The organism is Ensifer adhaerens, from assembly GCF_000697965.2.
Classification (GTDB): Bacteria; Pseudomonadota; Alphaproteobacteria; order Rhizobiales; family Rhizobiaceae; genus Ensifer; species Ensifer adhaerens.
On the sequence record NZ_CP015880.1, the window covers coordinates 2,403,396 to 2,419,155 of the forward strand.

A 15,760-nucleotide genomic window follows, 5' to 3' on the forward strand; every position below is an offset into this window, starting at 1 on the left:
TTCGCTCAGGAGTCGTAGTCGACGTCGAAGAGCGCCGGATCGAGCCCGTATTTCCTGGCGAGATCGCCGAAGAAGCCCTTCTCCTTGAGCGCCTTCAGCCCTGCCTTCACCGCGGCTGCATCGCCACCGTCACGGCGGCTGTAGATGCCGTATTTGAAGTCCGAGGCCCAGATATAGGGGAGCGTGAGCGCGCCGTCGGAGCGCGACGCGCGATAGGCGCCCTCCGCCTCTTCCGTTACGGTCGCATCGACGCGGCCGACGAGCACCTGCTGGTAGGCGGCCTGCTGGGTCGGGTATTCCTGCACATCGACCGGCGGCAGGCCCTTGGCCGCGAGCGCCTCGTTTAAGGGCCCGATCCGCTCTTCCTTGTAGTAGGCGCCGGCTTCGAGCGCGATGACCTTGCCGCTGAGATCCTCCGGCGCCTTGATCGTATCGCTGCCCGCTTTGGTGACCATGGCGGTCGCCGATTTCATGTAGGGCACGCCGTCATAGGTCTCGCGCCGCTTGGCGTTGATGTAGATGCCGCTGACGATGACGTCGCAGCGCCCTGCCCCGAGCGTCGGCAAGAGGCCGGCGAATTCGGTGACGGTGTAGTTCACCTTCGCATTCCATTGCGCGGCCAGCGCTTCGGCGATCTCGATGTCGATGCCGGTCGGCTTCGCATCGGCCGGATGCTCCTTGAAGGAAAGCGGCGGAAAGGCCGCGGTGGTGCAGACGCCAACCTCTCCATCGGCGGCGAAAGCCGGCGGCTCGGCCTGTGCGGCGCCGGCCGTAAGCACGGCGGTCGTCAGAAGGGTTGCGCAGGATGCCAGTCTGATCATCTTCATTCCCCTCATTGTGCTGGTGAAACGCGGCCGACGATGTCGCCATAGGTCTGGCTGTCGAAGGCAGGAAGGATGAGCGGATCCACGAAGCCGTCGCGCCGCGCCGTCAGCACGTATTGCATCATCGACGCATTGTCCGGCATCTCGAAAACCTGGACGAAGTCATAGGTCCCGAGCGTGGCATAGAAGGCGACCGAGCGGCCGCCGAGCGCTGCGACCCGATCCTCGCTCACCTTGCGCCGGCTGCCACTATCGGCAAGCTCGGCCAGTCCCTTCGAGGTCAGTCGCATCAGCGAGATGTATCGTTGCATAGGGCATCATTCCGTTGAACGGTTGGCAAAAGGCTTTGGAAATGTGAGGACCGCGCCTGGAGCAATTCCAGGAGAAGCGTGAAGCGGCTTTTCGCCCGGAATTGCGCGGTGCCAGAGCGCTAGCGGGCGGCGGCCTTGGCCAGTCCGGCAATAACGGCATCACTGGTCGAGACCGTGCCGAAGATGCCGTTCTCGATCGAGATCATGTTGATCGCCGCCTCATGCGCCCACTGCTCGCCGCTGGCGCAGCAGTCTGAAATCGTCAGGCACTGGAAATTGCGGTCGCAGGCTTCGCGCAGCGTCGTATGCACACAAACGTCCGTGGTGCAGCCGGTAAAGAGCATGTGGGTGATGCCCTGGGATCTCAAGACATGCTCGAGATCCGTATAGGTGAAGGAACTGTTGCAGGTCTTGTCGATGATGACGTCGGTGTCGGCGACATCGAGTTCCGGAAGCAACTGGAAGCCGGGGCTGGAACGCAAAAGCACCTGCGTGTTCTCAAGTCCGGAGCGCTTGCGCCGCCATTTCTCGTAAGGCGTCATGTCGGCGAGATCGGCGCGGTAGCCCTGGCGCGTGTGGATGATCAGGCAGCCGGCTTGCCGTGCGGCCGCAATCACCCGGTTGACCGCGGGCACGATCGCGGCCAGCGGCGCCGGATCGTAGCCCATCGAGGCGAAGTAACCGTTGGCCGAGCAGAAGTCGATCTGCAGATCGATCACCATCAGCGCCGTCTGCGCCGGAACCAGCTTTCCATCATAAGGAAAATCAAACGGTTGTGCCTCGATCATTGTGTTCTCCCTCTCTCAGGCCCGATTCATAGGAGCAAAAATCGATTGGGAATAGCGATTTTTTATGCTTGATATTGTGCAGTCTGGCTAAACGATTTCACGCCGTGAGGGGCGCGATCAGAGCGGGAGGGCTCACGTGAAGGCGTTGCATTTCCTGCCCTATATCCGGGCGTTCGAGGCGGTCGCGCGCATCGGTTCCGTGCGCCAGGCGGCGGATGAGCTCGGCTTGAGTCCCGGCGCCGTGTCGCTGCAGCTGCGCCGGCTCTCGGAGACGACCGGCCTGACGCTGCTTGAAAAATCCGGCCGCAACATCAAGCTCACGGCCGCCGGCCGCGAGTTCGCGCAGACGGTTTCCCACGCGATCGGCAACCTTGCCGCCGCCGTGGAGGACGGCACCGACCGACGGCTCGAAAGCCACCAGCGCAAGCTGACGGTCGGCCTGCCCCCGGCGCTCGCGATTGCCTGGATGGCCGGCCTCCTCGTACAGTTCGCGGGTGCGCGCGGCGTCACCGATCTTTCGATGCGCAATTGCATCCGCGCCAGCGACGTCGTCTGGGACGATGTCGATCTCGCCGTCGTCTACGACAATCCGCCCTTCGACGGCCTGTGGTGGCAGCCAGTCAGCGACGTGAAGCTCAGGACGGTCTGCTCGCCGCTCCTCTTCCCCCGGCTTGAAGGCCCGCTGCGCGAGCGGAAGCTGCGCGACGTCACGCTGCTGCATGAGGATGACGGCCGGGAATGGACGCGCTGGTCGGCCGCATCGCGCATTTCGCTCGAAGGCAGCCGGAGCGTGCGGGTGCAATCGGTCGCGATCGCCGTCGCCTCGGCGCTACAGGGCCAGGGCATCGCGCTCGTCTCAGACGTGCTGACACGCTCCTATCTCTACGAAGGACGCCTGATCCAGCCCTTCCCGACGGCGATACCGGCCTCGGCCGGCTACTATCTGCTCTGCCCGACGGAAAAGGCGGAGGAGCCGCTGATCCAGGCCTTCGCCAACCAGATCGCCGCGCACCTGCGTGGCGAGCGGTCCGGCGACAAGCAGGCTCAGTAGCGACCCTTGAGCAGCGCCTTCAGCCGCTCGGCGTCCGCCTCGCTGACATCAGCCGGTGCCATCACCTGCATCCACGCGTCGATATAGTGCTCCGGCGCATAGACATGGCCGTAGCCGATCGGCGAGGTCGTCGCGAGCGCCATGTCGGCAAGCAACTGAAACATGGTGACGACGGGGAACCATCTGAGCGCAGGAGAGACGTCGGCACCGCGCGGCGCCTTCATCCAGTCGGGCTCGCGGTAGAAGGAGTATGGATCGAAGAAGGTGATCGGATCACTGGCATATTGCAGATAGACGATGCGGACATTGCCCCAGGTCGCGCCCGGGATGTTCAGCGCATTCTCCTGATTGGTGAAACGGATCACCGAGCCGTCGCGATAAAGCGGCCGCCATTCCGGCGAGCCCGGATTGCGGTTTCGGGTGATCTGCAGCCAGGTCTTGGTCGGGAACGGCGAGCCGACCCAGAGCGCGCCCTGGAACGGATCGCTGATGATATCGAAGGGATCGACCGAGCCTTGCGAGTTCATCGAGCCGAGGCTGAGGCCATAGAGATAGAGCTTCGGCCTTCTGTCCTTCGGCAACGTCGTCCAGTAGCCATAGACCGCATCGAAGAGCGCATCGGCAGTCTCCGCGCCATATTCCGGCTCGACCAGCAGCGACAGCCAGCTCGTGAGATAGGAATACTGCACCGCGACGCTGGCGACATCGCCCTTCAGCAGATATTCGAGCGAATCGAGGCCCGGCGGGTCGATCCAGCCGGTGCCGGTCGGCACCACGATCAGAAGGTTCGATCGCTCGAAACCACCGACGCGCTTCAATTCCTCCAGCGCGAGCTTCGCCCGCTCCTTGGCGGTCTCGGCCGAGTTGAGACCGGCGTAGACGCGCAATGGCTCTTGTGCCTCTCCGCCGAAGAAGCCGCCGATGTCCTTCGCCGTCGGACCGGAAGCGATGAACTGGCGGCCCTGGCGGCCGAGTTCGTCCCACGTCATCAGCGACGCGCTGCTGCCGGTCTTCAACGGATCGGTCGGCGGCGCGACATCCGGATCGATCAGCGCGTCCAACCGCTGGAACGAGCTGTCGGCCGCATGCAGCGCGAAGCGGAAGATGACGCCGTCAACGGCGGACCAGAACAGCGCGACGGCGGCAACGACGGCTGCGACCTTTGCCAGCGGCCGGGTCAACACATGCTCGAAGCGGCGGGTCAGAAACCGGAAGGTCAAGCGGAACAGGCGCGCGATGAGCACGATGGCGACAAACACGAGTGCCGCGATCAGCCCGAGCTTGAACGGCTCAGCACTTTCGACCGGGTCGAGCCCCATGATCTGCCGCACCGTGTTCTGCCAGTAGGCGGTGCGCCAGAGGAAGGCGAGCGCAACCGCGGTGCAGCCGAGCGCCGCTAGCACCTTCACCGTAAGGCCTGTGCGGCCGCGGATCTCCGGCAGGTCGAGCAAGGACCACAGCCAGCGCAACAGTACGCCGATCGCATAGCCGGCGGAAAGCGACAGGCCCGAAATCACCGCCTGCACCACATAGGGCCGCGGGATGAGGCTCGGCGTCAGCGACATGGCAAAGAAGAAGACGCCGACGATGAGCCCCGTGGTCGAGAACGATGCCAGCAGCGTCGAGAGAAAACGCGGCATCGGCAACCTCGACAGCGGCGTCTGTTGAAGATGGTCCATGGCGTCGGGTCCCCACTGATGCTGGCACGGTCACCGGAACGACTGCGGGCTGTTCCGGCGCCGGCAATGTCGCTTCCCCGGCGTGTCCAGTCAATCGCCACAACCGCAAGACACCCTGACGCGAACCGGCCGACGGGCACTTCGGCCCCTAAACCCGGGTGACCTCGACCGGCGTCTTCATGATGATTTCACGGTGCGGGAACGGGATCGAAATGCCCGCCGCCTTGAACGCATCCCAGAGCGCCATCAGCACCTGGCCGCGGATGTTGGTGAGCCCGTTACTCGGATCGGAGATCCAGAACCTCAGCTTGAAATCGAGCGACGAGGCGCCGAAACCCGTCATCCAGCACACCGGCTGCGCGTAGCTGCTCGCCACCCGCGGCAGCGATGCGGCAGTCTCGATGGCGATGCGCGCCACCTCGTGCGGGTCGCTGTCATAGGAGGTACCGAAATCGACCTCGATGCGGACGAAGTCGCTGGAGAACGACCAGTTCACCACCTGCTGCGAGATGAAATCCTCGTTTGGAATGAGGTATTCCTTGCCGTCCCGGGTGATGACGGAGACGAAGCGGGAGCGCAGGTCGCGCACGGACCCGAAGGTATCGCCGAGCGTGATCGTGTCGCCCGGCTTGATGGATTTGTCGAGCAGGATGATGATACCGGAGATGAAGTTGGAAACCACCTTCTGCAGACCGAAACCGATGCCGACACCGACCGCCCCGGAAAAAACCGTCAGCGCCGTCAGGTCGATGCCGGTGGCCGATAGCGCGATTGCGCCGGCAAAGCCAATCAGCGCAATCTTGACCAGCTTGCTGATCAGAACCTTGAAGGAGGGGGTCAGGTCCGCTGACCGCTGGATCCAGTGCGACGAGACATTGCCGATCAAAACGGCAAGCCAGATCAGCGCGGCGGAGAGCACGATGGCTTTCAGGACGAGCAGCAGCGACAGGCGAACCGCACCGAGATTGATGGCAACGCCATCAAGTGTCGTCAGGATCACCCGGTCGAGCCCGACCGCATAGAGCGCAAAATAGATCCAGCCGACGACGGCGGTGACGCGCGCCAGCATCTGGTTGCGGATGATGCGTGTGAGCACCGAGATGACGAACCACGCCGCCGTCAGCGTCAGCGCGGTCGCCACCAACCAGCGATAGGACGGCCAGCCAAAGCGCAGGATCATGCCGTCGGCAATCCAGAGCCAGACGATCAGAAACAGCCACCGCAGCCGCCGCATGAAGGCGATGATGACCCGCAAAAGATCCGGATTGCCCTTGATCAGACGGGCTCGAGCCTCGACCCGCGGCTCTATTCGCTTCGCCAGTGCGCCGCAGACCAGGTAGCCGGCGACGATGACGGCGAGCTGATAATAGGTCCACTCGTTCAAAAAGACCGTCTGCAGCCAGGAAGCGGCGGCATCGAGCGCTGTTGCGAAATCCATCGTCTCTCTCCGAGAGAGCAAGGCGCCCGCCGAGCGTGTGGGACGCCCTCCTAACTCGAATCTAGGGCATCCCTGATGGTTTCAAAGCCGGATGGACGATTATCGAACCGCTTCAGAGGCTTATGGAGGGGTTGGCGCTAGACTCGCCGCTCCTTGATCGTGTTCATCACGAAACTCGTCTCGATCGAGGCGACGCATTTGAGCCTTGCGATCTTCTCCTTGATGAAACGCTCGTACTGATCGAGGCCGGCGCTCATCACCTTCAGCACGTAGTCGCGCGAGCCGGTCACCAGATGGCATTCGAGCACCTCGTCCCAGCCGCGCACCGCCTCTTCGAACATGACGATCTCGTCTTCGTGCTGGCGGCTGAGCGTGACGGTCGCAATCGCCGTCATCGTCCAGCCGTCGACTGCGGGATCGACCAAAGCCGTATAGCCGCGGATGACCCCGGTCTCCTCCAGCCGCCGTAGCCGACGCAGACAGGGCGACGCCGAGAGCCCCACCCGCTCGGCGAGCTCGTTGTTGGTCAGGCGGGCATCCGCCACCAGTTCCTTCAAAATCCTGCGATCCGTCTCGTCGGCTATTTTCTGCGCCATATCTTCTCAACTCAGCCAAATCTTTGCGCAACTCAAGGCGATCCCGCCGGAAATAGCAAGGATCGGTCCAAGCATCTGATATAATTTGCCTGTCAGTCGAGTCCGCTTCGCTTGAGGAGACAAGCCATGACCGCACCGCATCCCTCCAAAACCCACATCGGAAACCACAAGCTGCATCCTGAAACGCAGATGCTGAACTATGGCTACGATCCGGAACTGTCGGAGGGCGCGGTCAAACCTCCGGTCTTTCTGACCTCCACCTTCGTCTTCCGCTCCGCCGAAGAGGGCCGCGACTTCTTCGACTTTGTCTCCGGCCGGAAGGAACCGCCGGCGGGTGTCGGCGCCGGCCTCGTCTATTCGCGCTTCAACCACCCGAACAGCGAGATCGTCGAAGACCGTCTCGCCGTCTACGAGCGCACCGAAAGCTGCGCACTGTTCTCGTCGGGCATGTCGGCGATCGCCACGACGCTGCTCGCCTTCGTCAAGCCGGGCGACGCGGTGCTGCACAGCCAGCCGCTCTATGGCGGCACCGAGACGCTGCTTGCCCGCACCTTCCTCAATCTCGGCGTTTCCGCCGTCGGTTTTGCCGATGGCGTGAACGAGGCGGCCGTCAGCGCCGCCGCAGAAGAGGCGATGGCCAAGGGCCGGGTCTCGGTGATCCTGATCGAGACGCCGGCGAACCCGACCAATAGCCTCGTCGACGTCGCCATGATCCGCCGCGTTGCCGATGCGATCGGCAGGAAGCAGGGCCATACCCCGATCGTCGCCTGCGACAACACGCTGCTTGGGCCCGTCTTCCAGCGGCCGATCGAGCACGGCGCCGACATCTCGCTCTATTCGCTGACCAAGTATGTCGGTGGTCACTCCGACCTGATCGCCGGCGCCGCGCTCGGCTCCAAGGCGGTGATGAAGCAGGTAAAGGCGCTACGCGGTGCGATCGGCACGCAGCTCGATCCGCATTCCTGCTGGATGCTCGGCCGTTCGCTCGAAACGCTGGCGGTGCGCATGCAGAAGGCCGACGACAATGCCCGCATCGTCGCCGAATTCCTGCACGACCACCCGAAGGTCGAGCGTATCCACTACCTGCCCTTCCACGGCGAGGACACGCCGGTCGGCCGCACTTTCAAGACGCAGTGCACCGGCGCTGGCTCGACCTTCTCCTTCGATATCGCTGGCGGCCAGGAGGCGGCCTTCCGCTTCCTCAATGCGCTGCAGATCTTCAAGCTCGCCGTCAGCCTCGGCGGCACGGAATCGCTCGCCAGCCACCCGGCGGCGATGACCCATTCCGGCGTGCCGATCGAGGTGCGCCACCGCATCGGCGTGCTGGAATCGACCATCCGCCTGTCGATCGGTATCGAGCATCCCGACGACCTCGTGGCCGATCTTTCAAACGCGCTGTCGCTCGCCTGATGCAAGAGGCCGCCGGTCCAGCCGGCGGCATCCTTCGCGAGTTTGCAAGGACGCAATTCCGGACGGAAAACCGCTGCGCACTTTTCCTGGAATTCGCTCGCTTGGCTGGCGCAATTGCTTCGCACTTTTCCTGGAATTGCTCAGTGCGCCAGGATGTTGACGATATTGCCGAACGGGTCGCGCATGTAGAAACGGCGCACGCCCCAGGGCTCGTTGGTGATGTCGTAGACGATCTCGACACCGGCGGCCTTGGCTCGCTGATAGGCCCGGTCGACATCGTCCACCTCGATCGAAAGCACCGGCACCGGCGTATCGTTGCCGCCCTCGCTGGCGATGCTCACCTGTGGCATCGCGGCCTTGCCCTCGGCGGCAAAGGTCAGGATCCAGCCGTGATCCATCACCACGTCGAGTTCCAGCAGGTCGCCGTAGAAGGCGCGCGCCACTTGCGGGTCCGGGGCGTAGAGGTTTGAGACGATACGCTTGACTGTCATGGATTTCCTCCTCCGGTGAGCCGCAACGCGGCCACACCGGCGCTCAATGGTTGTTCGGCTGATAACGATACAGCCCATACTGCCCGCCAACGGCAGCCGATTGAAAGCGGAAATCGCCTCGCTTCAGAATGAAGCCGCCGCATGTTCCGATGGCGCCTTCGGGTTTGCTCCGGCAAGCGCCACCCGCACAAGCGTCGCCGCAGCCTTGCCCGCCACCTCCATGTAGTTTGGATCCCGGTGCAGCAGCACGACCGCGAAACTGCCGTCGAGCAGCAGCAGGATCTGCTTTGCCAGCACGGCCGGCTCGGCGACACCGGCTTCGGTAAAGGTCTCGGCAATCCAGGCCTCGAACTTCTTCTTGTGGGCGGCACCGATGCGGATCGCCGGATGACCGGGCATGTTGGCAAGCTCGGCGGAGGTGCGCAGGAAGCCACAGCCCTTCCATTTCGGATGGCGCGCCGCCCGCGCCAGGTTGACGAAGATCGCCTCGACCTTGTCGGCAATGTCCCCGTCGCCCGCGTCGAACCACTTGCGGAAGAGTTTCAGATTGGGCTGGTCGCGGCCTTCGAGATAGGCGGCGATCAGCTCGTCCTTGCTGTCGAAATGATAGTAGAGCGTGCGTTTGGTCACGCCCGCGGCTTCCGCCACCGCATCGACGCTGACGGCGCGGATGCCCTCGGCATAAAATAGCTTTTCCGCCGCTGCGACGATCAGCTCCCGGGTCGATTTCTCTGCTTTCGCCATCTCTCATGTATACCGACTAGTGAATATACATGGCATCTTCCCTCACCTAGCCTCTCCCCGTCAACACCTGCCGGAGAGCAACCATGTCGAACACCGTGCTGATGCAGATTTCCGAGGGCATCGCCCTCCTCACTCTCAACCGCCCAGAGAAACTCAACGCGCTGAACTACGAGCTGATCGACCGGCTCATGAGCCTTCTCGACCAGATCGAAGCGAACGACGGCGTCGGCGCCGTGATCATCACCGGCACCGGCGACCGCGCCTTTTCCGCCGGCGGCGATATCCATGAGTTCTCGGAAAGCGTGGCCAAGGGCGTAAACCCGGCCGTGCGCGATTTCGTCCGTCGCGGCCAGGGCCTGACGGCCCGGCTCGAAGCCTTTCCGAAGCCGGTCATCGCTGCCGTCAACGGGCTTGCCTATGGCGGCGGCTGCGAGATCACCGAAGCGGTGCATCTCGCTGTTGCCAGCGACCGGGCGCGTTTTGCCAAACCGGAAATCAAGCTCGGCATGCCGCCGACCTTCGGCGGCACCCAGCGCCTGCCGCGGCTGGCCGGCCGCAAGCGCGCGCTTGAACTGCTGCTGACAGGCGAGGATTTCTTGGCCGATCGCGCGCTGGAGTTGGGGCTCGTCAACCACGTCGTCGCTCATGAGGAACTGATGTCGGCCGCCCGTGACCTGGCAAAACGCATCATGGGCCACTCCCCGCTTGCAGTGCGCTCGATCATCACCGCCGTCACCCGCGGCCTCAACATGTCGATCGCCGAGGGGCTGCTGGTCGAAAGCGAACAGTTTGCCCAGATGGTGCCGACCGACGATCTTGCCGATGCGCTTGCCGCCTGGAAGGGACGGCGCATCCACGACGACCCACCGCGGCCTGGTCTCTTTTCGCGATACTTTTAAATTCAACCGAACGGTTGACAATTAGGTCGACCGAGAGGATATTCAACAATATGGTTGAATATCAGAACGCACATCTCGATGCCGTGTTTCACGCGCTTTCGGACCCGACGCGGCGCGCCATGCTCCAGGACCTTTCGCAGGGCGAAAGACTGGTGGGTGAGCTTGCGGCGCCGTTCTCGATCTCGCTGGCCGCGGCATCGAAGCACATCAAGGTGCTGGAAGGAGCAGGTCTGGTGCGCCGCGAAGTGAAAGGTCGCACGCATGTGTGCCGGCTCGATGCCGCGCCGATGCATGCAGGCATGGAATGGATGCGCCACTACGAAGCCTTCTGGCGCACCCGCATCGACGCACTCGAGGCGCTGCTTCTCGCCGAAGACGCCACAATCCAAACTGATCCGGAGGAAAAGCCATGACTTCGTCTGCCACAGCCTTTGCCGGCGCCGATTACGGCCGTGTCGTCGCACCGGACGCGGTGCGCATCGAGCGCCTGCTTCCCGGCCCGATCGAGCGGGTCTGGTCCTATCTGACGGAGGAAAGCAAGCGCCGGCTCTGGATGGCGTCCGGAACGATCGGATCGAAGGAAGGGGCCGAGGTCGAGCACGTCTTCCGCCATTCGGAACTGACGACGGAGGACGATCGGCCACCGCAGAAATACGCCGAGCACGCCGGCGAGGTGCGCAATTACGGCCACGTGCTCGCCTGGGAGCCGCCACGACTACTGGCCTATACCTGGAACGAAGAGACCGGCACCCCGTCGGAGGTCCGCTTCGAGCTCAGCCCCCGCGGCGACAAGGTGCTGCTCGTCGTCACCCATAAGCGCATCGCCGACCGCGCGGTCATGACCAGCTTCTCTGCCGGCTGGCACGTACACCTCGACATATTGCGTTCTCTGCTCGAAGGCGAAAAGCCGGCAGCCTTCTGGAGCAAGTTTGCCGACCTTGAAGCGCAATACGACGCGCGTATTCCGAAGCCCTGACGGCGGGATGTGCTTGAAGGTCAAGGCGCGTGCAGGCGCCGGCAAGGATCGACTTGCCGGCGCTTTTCGTCAGGCGCGGGCGAAACCGAGAACGAAAAACGCCAGCGCGCCGATCGAGGCCCATGTGCGCACGTGGTTCCACCAGACCCAATCAGTCAGATAGCGCTCACGCCATAGATCGGTCGCCGCCTGACCGGGGGCTGCCGCGGCGAGCGCGTCATTCATCGGCACGTTGAAGACAATGGTCACCAGCAGCACGCCAACGACATAGGCAATGCCACCGGCGGCAAGCCACCACCTGCCCTCGCCCCCCGAGATGAAGGCGACGACGACGAGCGCAAGGGCGAGCAGCGCCGTGCCCATGAAGGCGCTGAGGAAGATCGGGTTCTGGATCACGACATTGATGGCGTTCATCGCGGCGATCCCCTGCTCCGGCGGCAGCCGCGACAGGGCCTGCATGATGCAAACCGAGAAGATGAAGAACAGCCCGGCCATCAGGCCGGAACCGATCGCGGCGGCAAACGCCAGAGCGGGGATCAACGGGATCATGCGGCAAGACTCCAAACACCAGTTGCTGCGGTTTCCCGGGCGTAATCGGCAAATTCGCGCGGACGCCGCCCAAGCACGCGCTCGACATCGGACGTCATGCTGGAATTGCGTCCGTCGAGCACCGAGGTGAAGAGATAGCGGATGAGTTCGACATAGTCATCCGGCACGCCGTCCGCCTTGAGATGCGCTGCGAAGTCGGAAACCGGAATGGCCTGATAAGAGATCCGACGGTTGGCGGCCGCGGCGATCTCGGCGACGGCCTGGGCAAAGGTCATCAGGCGCGGGCCGGTCAAGGCATAGACCTTGCCGATATGCGCATCGTCCAGAAGGGCCTCAACCGCCACGTCGGCAATGTCGTCGCAACTGACGAAGGGCTCGGTGACCTCGTCCACCGGCAGGAAGACCGAACCACTCACCACGCTGTCAGCCAGGAAGCCTTCGTCGAAGTTCTCGAAGAACCAGCTGCCCCGGATGACCGTCCAGTCGGCGCCGGAGGCCTGCAGCGCACGCTCGGAGGCTTCCGCCTCGTCCTCGCCGCGGCCCGACAGGAGCACCAACCGTTTGATGCCGGTGCGAACGGCAAGGCTCGAGAACTTGGCGATGACGTCGACGGCGCCCGGCACCGCCAGATCGGGCTGGTAGCAGACATAGATGCGATCGACATTTTCAAGGGCGGGCGTCCAGGTCGCCTCATCCGTCCAATCGAAGGAAGGCGACGCCGAACGGGCGCCGATGCGGACCGCTACGCCCCGCTCCCGAAGGCGATCGGCCACCCGCCGCCCCGTCTTGCCGGTACCGCCCAAAACCAGTGTGACTTTCTGAGACATCGCTTCCTCCTGAGGTTCCACCAACAAACATGAGCATCTCTCACATTTGCAAATGTGATAAATCCTCGTATTTTAGGAGTCAAGTCAAAATGTGAGCATTACTCATGATTCCAGATGCAAGTCCCGCCACGCTTCCCGCCGACGACGAGCCTGCGCTGCGCCGGACGCCGAGCCAGAAGCGCAGCCGCGAGCGCGTCGAGCAGATCCTTGCCTGCGCGACGGCGCTCATCCAGGAGAAGGGCAGCGACGCCATGCGCATGAGCGAAGTCGCTGAAAAGGCGGGGATCTCGATCGGCTCGCTTTATCAGTACTTCCCCGACAAGGCGGCAATCGTGCGCACGCTGGCCGAGCGCTACAATGCGGTCTGCAACGAGTGCATCGCGGCCGAACTGGCAAAGGTCACGTCGATAGCCGAACTGCGCGACGCCTTCTCGCTGCTGTTCGACATCTACTACGACATGTTCCTCGCCGAGCCGGTCATGCGCGACATCTGGTCGGCGATGCAGGCCGACAAGGCACTGCGCGAGATCGATCTTGCGCAAAGCCGCGCCGGCGGAAAGCTGCTTGCCGATGTCTGGGCCTGCCTTGTGCCGGAGACGCCGCGCGAAGAGATCGACAGCGCCGCCTTCCTGATCATGCATCTCGGCGACTGCACCATGCGACTTGCAGTCTCGGTCGACCGGGCCGAGGGTGACCAGATCGTCGAAGCCTACAAACGCATGACCATCAAGGATTTTGTCGCGGATGGACCGCGCGGCGGCGCGCACTCAATTGACAACTCCATGACACAATCCTAATCATCTGGGATCGATTGGTTCCCGGGACGCGAACGTGTTTCGGGAGCAAACGGGAATGTGACGGATGGACCCAAGCTGGGCATTCAAATCACGGCCGACCCCGCGACTGTAGAGCGACGTCGATCCACCGTTCCGGAGCGATCCGGAAGAAGCCACTGGCAAGACCGCGAGAGGGCGGCCGAGCTGGGAAGGCGAGGCAGATCGAGGGCATCGAGCCCAACGCCGTGAGCCAGGAAACCTGCCACTCGATACGGGCATAGGGCCCAACCGGGAATTTCCCGATGCCATCACGGAGGTTGTCATGGCTACGTCTACCATTTCGAGCACCCCGCTCTCCCTCAGCGATCGTCTGACCGCTGGCGTCATCGCGCTCTTCATCGGCGCATTCCTCGTCTTTGGCGCCGGCCTTGCCAACTCGGCAGTGCTGCACGACACGGCGCACGACACTCGCCACTCCTACGGCTTCCCCTGCCACTGACCGATGCGCCGGAACGTGAACAACGTTCCGCATCGAACAATCTGCGGACCTGAACGCATCCGGCCTGAGCCGGATGGAGGCCTGCGTGCATCCCGGTTTTTCCGGCGCGCGAAGGCCATCCGCAGCATTGGGAAAATGGGAAGGCTCAAGGACCACGCCACAGGGCGTGGCTTTTGTCGTTATCGAGGGATTTCAAGATGATTGTCAGAACGCTTCTGGCCGCGATCGTGGCTGGATTGATTGCCGGTGTCTTCATGACCGGCGCCCAGGAACTGCGCGTCACACCGCTGATCCTGCATGCAGAAGAATTCGAAGGCGAGGCACCGGCCGCCACCGAACAGCCCGCCGCCCAGCCGGGTGCGGCACAGCCGGCCGCAGAAAACCACGACCAGCATTCGTCGCTCAAAGCCGTGTCGCCGTTCGGCGCTTTCCTCGACGCTTTGTCGCCGATCACCCCGGCCTATGCCCATGAGGGCGAGCATGAGGAAGGCGGCATCATGTTCGGCATGAGCCGCTTCTCCGGCACGCTGATGGCGAACCTCGTCACAGGTTCCGGCTTCGGCCTGCTGCTCGCCGGCGTCAGCCTGGTGATCGGCTACCCGATCACGCTCAGGAACGGCGCGCTGTGGGGCGCCTGCGGCTGGCTTGCCGTGCACATGCTGCCGGCGATCGGTCTGCCGCCGGAACTGCCGGGCTTTCCGGCAGCCGAACTCGGCGACCGCCAGACCTGGTGGCTGGTGACCGTGGCGCTCTCCGCCGTCGGCCTCTATCTCGTCGTCCTGCGCGAGGAGATCGTCTCCAAGGTCGCAGGCCTGGTGGCGATCGCAGCACCCCATGTCTACGGCGCGCCGCAGCCGCTCGATATCACCAGCAACGTTCCGGCCGTGCTCGGCGCCGAGTTTGCGGTTGCCGCACTCGCCACCACGCTTGCCTTCTGGATCGTGCTCGGCGTCGTCTCCGGCTTCATCAACGAGCGCTTCGTCAAGGCACAGTGATCACTGATCACAGATCGTCAGCAAAGCGACGGCGGGGTTCAGGTCCCGCCGTTTTGCATGAGATGCGCCGCCAGCCGCGCGCGGCGATCTTCCGGCTCCAGCAGCACGCAGGTGTCGCAGAAACTGCCCCCTTCCGTCTTGAAGTAGAGACAGCAGCCGCAACGGATCCGATACTGGCGCGACAGCTGAGCGCCGCTTGCCGGATCGAGAGCCGCGATCTGCTCGTAGCAGAGCTCCTCTGAGTAGAGCCGCGAACCCGGTCGTTTGACGATCGCCAGCGCCTCGGCCATGCCGCGCGCCTCGTCGCCGATCGCGCGGCCGATTTCCAGGAACGCGCCGGCCAGGGCATCAGCCGCGAGCCGCCATTGCGCCCCGCTCGACAGCCCTGCTCGCGCTTTCAGAACCGCAACGACGGGTGCCAGATGGGCGATGAAGCCCGGTTCGAATGCGCTGACGCCTTCGCCACCCTGGCGCTCCGTCGCCGGCGGATGCAGGCGAAAATGATAGCGCTTGCCCGCGACTTCGACGCCACGGTGAAGCCGCGTCCAATCCTCGAAACGAATGCCGGCCACCTCCGCCTGCAACCCGGCGCCGAGATGGAACGCGCCAAGGACCACGCTCAGCTGGCGGCTATAGAAGGCGATCAGATGCGCCGCCCGGATCCGGTCGGTCATGCCGACCCCGAAGAAATCCTGATAGGCGAGCCCCGCCTCAAGGCCAGCGCTGCCCGCAGCCCAGAAGTCGCCCGGCGCGCTGAAATCACTGGCCGCCGGCCCGAGCGAGACGGCAGCCTCGGGAAACTGGGCACGCAGATGGTCGGCGACGGCCAGCGCCTGCGGCGCAAACGCCGCGGTCTCCGCTGTCGGCCGGTGGTCGTTCAAGCGCATGCCGTCTCCGTCGTCCATTC

General features: G+C 63.7%; 19 protein-coding genes and 1 riboswitch. Of the genes, 8 read left to right on the plus strand and 11 right to left on the minus strand.

What is annotated here, in order from left to right:
• Nucleotides 1–5 precede the first annotated feature (5 nt).
• The 3 genes from FA04_RS11605 to FA04_RS11615 form a co-directional block, all read right to left on the minus strand.
• On the minus strand, nt 6–821 hold the full coding sequence (locus tag FA04_RS11605) for a transporter substrate-binding domain-containing protein (RefSeq protein WP_159415440.1): 816 nt from the start codon (nt 819–821) through the stop codon (nt 6–8).
• 11 nt (nt 822–832) lie between these two features.
• A complete protein-coding gene (locus FA04_RS11610; protein ID WP_034792064.1) occupies nt 833–1,135 on the minus strand; it encodes a GYD domain-containing protein in 303 nt (100 codons plus the stop codon).
• Between the two features lie 119 nt (nt 1,136–1,254).
• Entirely contained in the window at nt 1,255–1,923 is a 669-nt protein-coding gene (locus FA04_RS11615) for a cysteine hydrolase family protein (protein ID WP_034792059.1), read from the minus strand.
• 136 nt (nt 1,924–2,059) lie between these two features.
• Here FA04_RS11615 and FA04_RS11620 point away from each other — a divergent pair, with 136 nt between their 5' ends.
• Nucleotides 2,060–2,974 (plus strand): LysR substrate-binding domain-containing protein, encoded by a 915-nt coding sequence (locus FA04_RS11620; RefSeq protein WP_034792055.1) that lies wholly within the window; start codon nt 2,060–2,062, stop codon nt 2,972–2,974.
• On the opposite strand, the gene FA04_RS11625 is transcribed toward FA04_RS11620, so the two are convergent.
• The 3 genes from FA04_RS11625 to FA04_RS11635 all read right to left on the minus strand — a co-directional run bounded on the left by FA04_RS11625 (nt 2,968) and on the right by FA04_RS11635 (nt 6,687).
• Complete coding sequence (locus tag FA04_RS11625; RefSeq protein WP_034792053.1) at nt 2,968–4,653, minus strand: alpha/beta hydrolase; 1,686 nt, start codon at nt 4,651–4,653, stop codon at nt 2,968–2,970. The two genes, FA04_RS11620 and FA04_RS11625, sit on opposite strands and share 7 nt — an antisense overlap.
• Nucleotides 4,654–4,801: 148 nt before the next feature.
• The gene (locus tag FA04_RS11630; protein ID WP_034792051.1) at nt 4,802–6,091 is read right to left on the minus strand and encodes a mechanosensitive ion channel family protein; all 1,290 of its coding nucleotides are present in this window, start codon (nt 6,089–6,091) and stop codon (nt 4,802–4,804) included.
• Between the two features lie 137 nt (nt 6,092–6,228).
• On the minus strand, nt 6,229–6,687 hold the full coding sequence (locus FA04_RS11635; protein ID WP_034792047.1) for an Lrp/AsnC family transcriptional regulator: 459 nt from the start codon (nt 6,685–6,687) through the stop codon (nt 6,229–6,231).
• Nucleotides 6,688–6,813: 126 nt separating this feature from the next.
• On the opposite strand from FA04_RS11635, the gene FA04_RS11640 reads away from it, so the two are divergent.
• Nucleotides 6,814–8,097 (plus strand): cystathionine gamma-synthase family protein, encoded by a 1,284-nt coding sequence (locus FA04_RS11640; protein ID WP_034792023.1) that lies wholly within the window; start codon nt 6,814–6,816, stop codon nt 8,095–8,097.
• 140 nt (nt 8,098–8,237) lie between these two features.
• On the opposite strand, the gene FA04_RS11645 is transcribed toward FA04_RS11640, so the two are convergent.
• Both FA04_RS11645 and FA04_RS11650 read right to left on the minus strand, forming a co-directional pair.
• Nucleotides 8,238–8,588 (minus strand): VOC family protein, encoded by a 351-nt coding sequence (locus tag FA04_RS11645; protein ID WP_034792008.1) that lies wholly within the window; start codon nt 8,586–8,588, stop codon nt 8,238–8,240.
• A gap of 123 nt (nt 8,589–8,711) precedes the next feature.
• Complete coding sequence (locus FA04_RS11650; RefSeq protein WP_034792004.1) at nt 8,712–9,332, minus strand: TetR/AcrR family transcriptional regulator; 621 nt, start codon at nt 9,330–9,332, stop codon at nt 8,712–8,714.
• Between the two features lie 83 nt (nt 9,333–9,415).
• On the opposite strand from FA04_RS11650, the gene FA04_RS11655 reads away from it, so the two are divergent.
• Genes FA04_RS11655 through FA04_RS11665 form a run of 3 tightly spaced genes read left to right on the plus strand, consistent with a single transcriptional unit; the run spans nt 9,416 to nt 11,207 of the window.
• The gene (locus tag FA04_RS11655; RefSeq protein ID WP_034791976.1) at nt 9,416–10,231 is read left to right on the plus strand and encodes a crotonase/enoyl-CoA hydratase family protein; all 816 of its coding nucleotides are present in this window, start codon (nt 9,416–9,418) and stop codon (nt 10,229–10,231) included.
• A gap of 50 nt (nt 10,232–10,281) precedes the next feature.
• Nucleotides 10,282–10,644 (plus strand): ArsR/SmtB family transcription factor, encoded by a 363-nt coding sequence (locus FA04_RS11660; protein WP_034791974.1) that lies wholly within the window; start codon nt 10,282–10,284, stop codon nt 10,642–10,644.
• Entirely contained in the window at nt 10,641–11,207 is a 567-nt protein-coding gene (locus FA04_RS11665) for an SRPBCC family protein (protein ID WP_034791972.1), read from the plus strand. Before FA04_RS11660 ends, FA04_RS11665 begins: the two co-directional genes overlap by 4 nt.
• Nucleotides 11,208–11,276: 69 nt before the next feature.
• Here FA04_RS11665 and FA04_RS11670 read toward each other — a convergent pair whose 3' ends face one another.
• Together FA04_RS11670 and FA04_RS11675 are read right to left on the minus strand one after the other, a co-directional pair.
• A complete protein-coding gene (locus FA04_RS11670) occupies nt 11,277–11,756 on the minus strand; it encodes an anthrone oxygenase family protein (protein WP_034791970.1) in 480 nt (159 codons plus the stop codon).
• Nucleotides 11,753–12,583, minus strand: a complete 831-nt coding sequence (locus FA04_RS11675; protein WP_034791968.1) for an NAD(P)H-binding protein — start codon at nt 12,581–12,583, stop codon at nt 11,753–11,755. The genes FA04_RS11670 and FA04_RS11675 overlap by 4 nt, the downstream gene beginning before the upstream one ends.
• Before the next feature lie 104 nt (nt 12,584–12,687).
• Here FA04_RS11675 and FA04_RS11680 point away from each other — a divergent pair, with 104 nt between their 5' ends.
• From FA04_RS11680 to FA04_RS11690, 3 genes are all read left to right on the plus strand, one after another.
• Nucleotides 12,688–13,380: a TetR/AcrR family transcriptional regulator gene (locus FA04_RS11680; RefSeq protein ID WP_051659240.1), complete on the plus strand. Its 693-nt coding sequence runs from the start codon at nt 12,688–12,690 to the stop codon at nt 13,378–13,380.
• Nucleotides 13,379–13,640: riboswitch (cobalamin riboswitch) on the plus strand. (Overlaps the previous gene by 2 nt.)
• Before the next feature lie 41 nt (nt 13,641–13,681).
• On the plus strand, nt 13,682–13,858 hold the full coding sequence (locus FA04_RS11685) for a CbtB domain-containing protein (protein ID WP_034791966.1): 177 nt from the start codon (nt 13,682–13,684) through the stop codon (nt 13,856–13,858).
• Between the two features lie 197 nt (nt 13,859–14,055).
• Nucleotides 14,056–14,853, plus strand: a complete 798-nt coding sequence (locus FA04_RS11690) for a CbtA family protein (protein ID WP_034791964.1) — start codon at nt 14,056–14,058, stop codon at nt 14,851–14,853.
• 38 nt (nt 14,854–14,891) lie between these two features.
• Here FA04_RS11690 and FA04_RS11695 read toward each other — a convergent pair whose 3' ends face one another.
• Nucleotides 14,892–15,758, minus strand: a complete 867-nt coding sequence (locus tag FA04_RS11695; RefSeq protein WP_234798702.1) for a ferric iron reductase — start codon at nt 15,756–15,758, stop codon at nt 14,892–14,894.
• Nucleotides 15,759–15,760 lie beyond the last annotated feature (2 nt).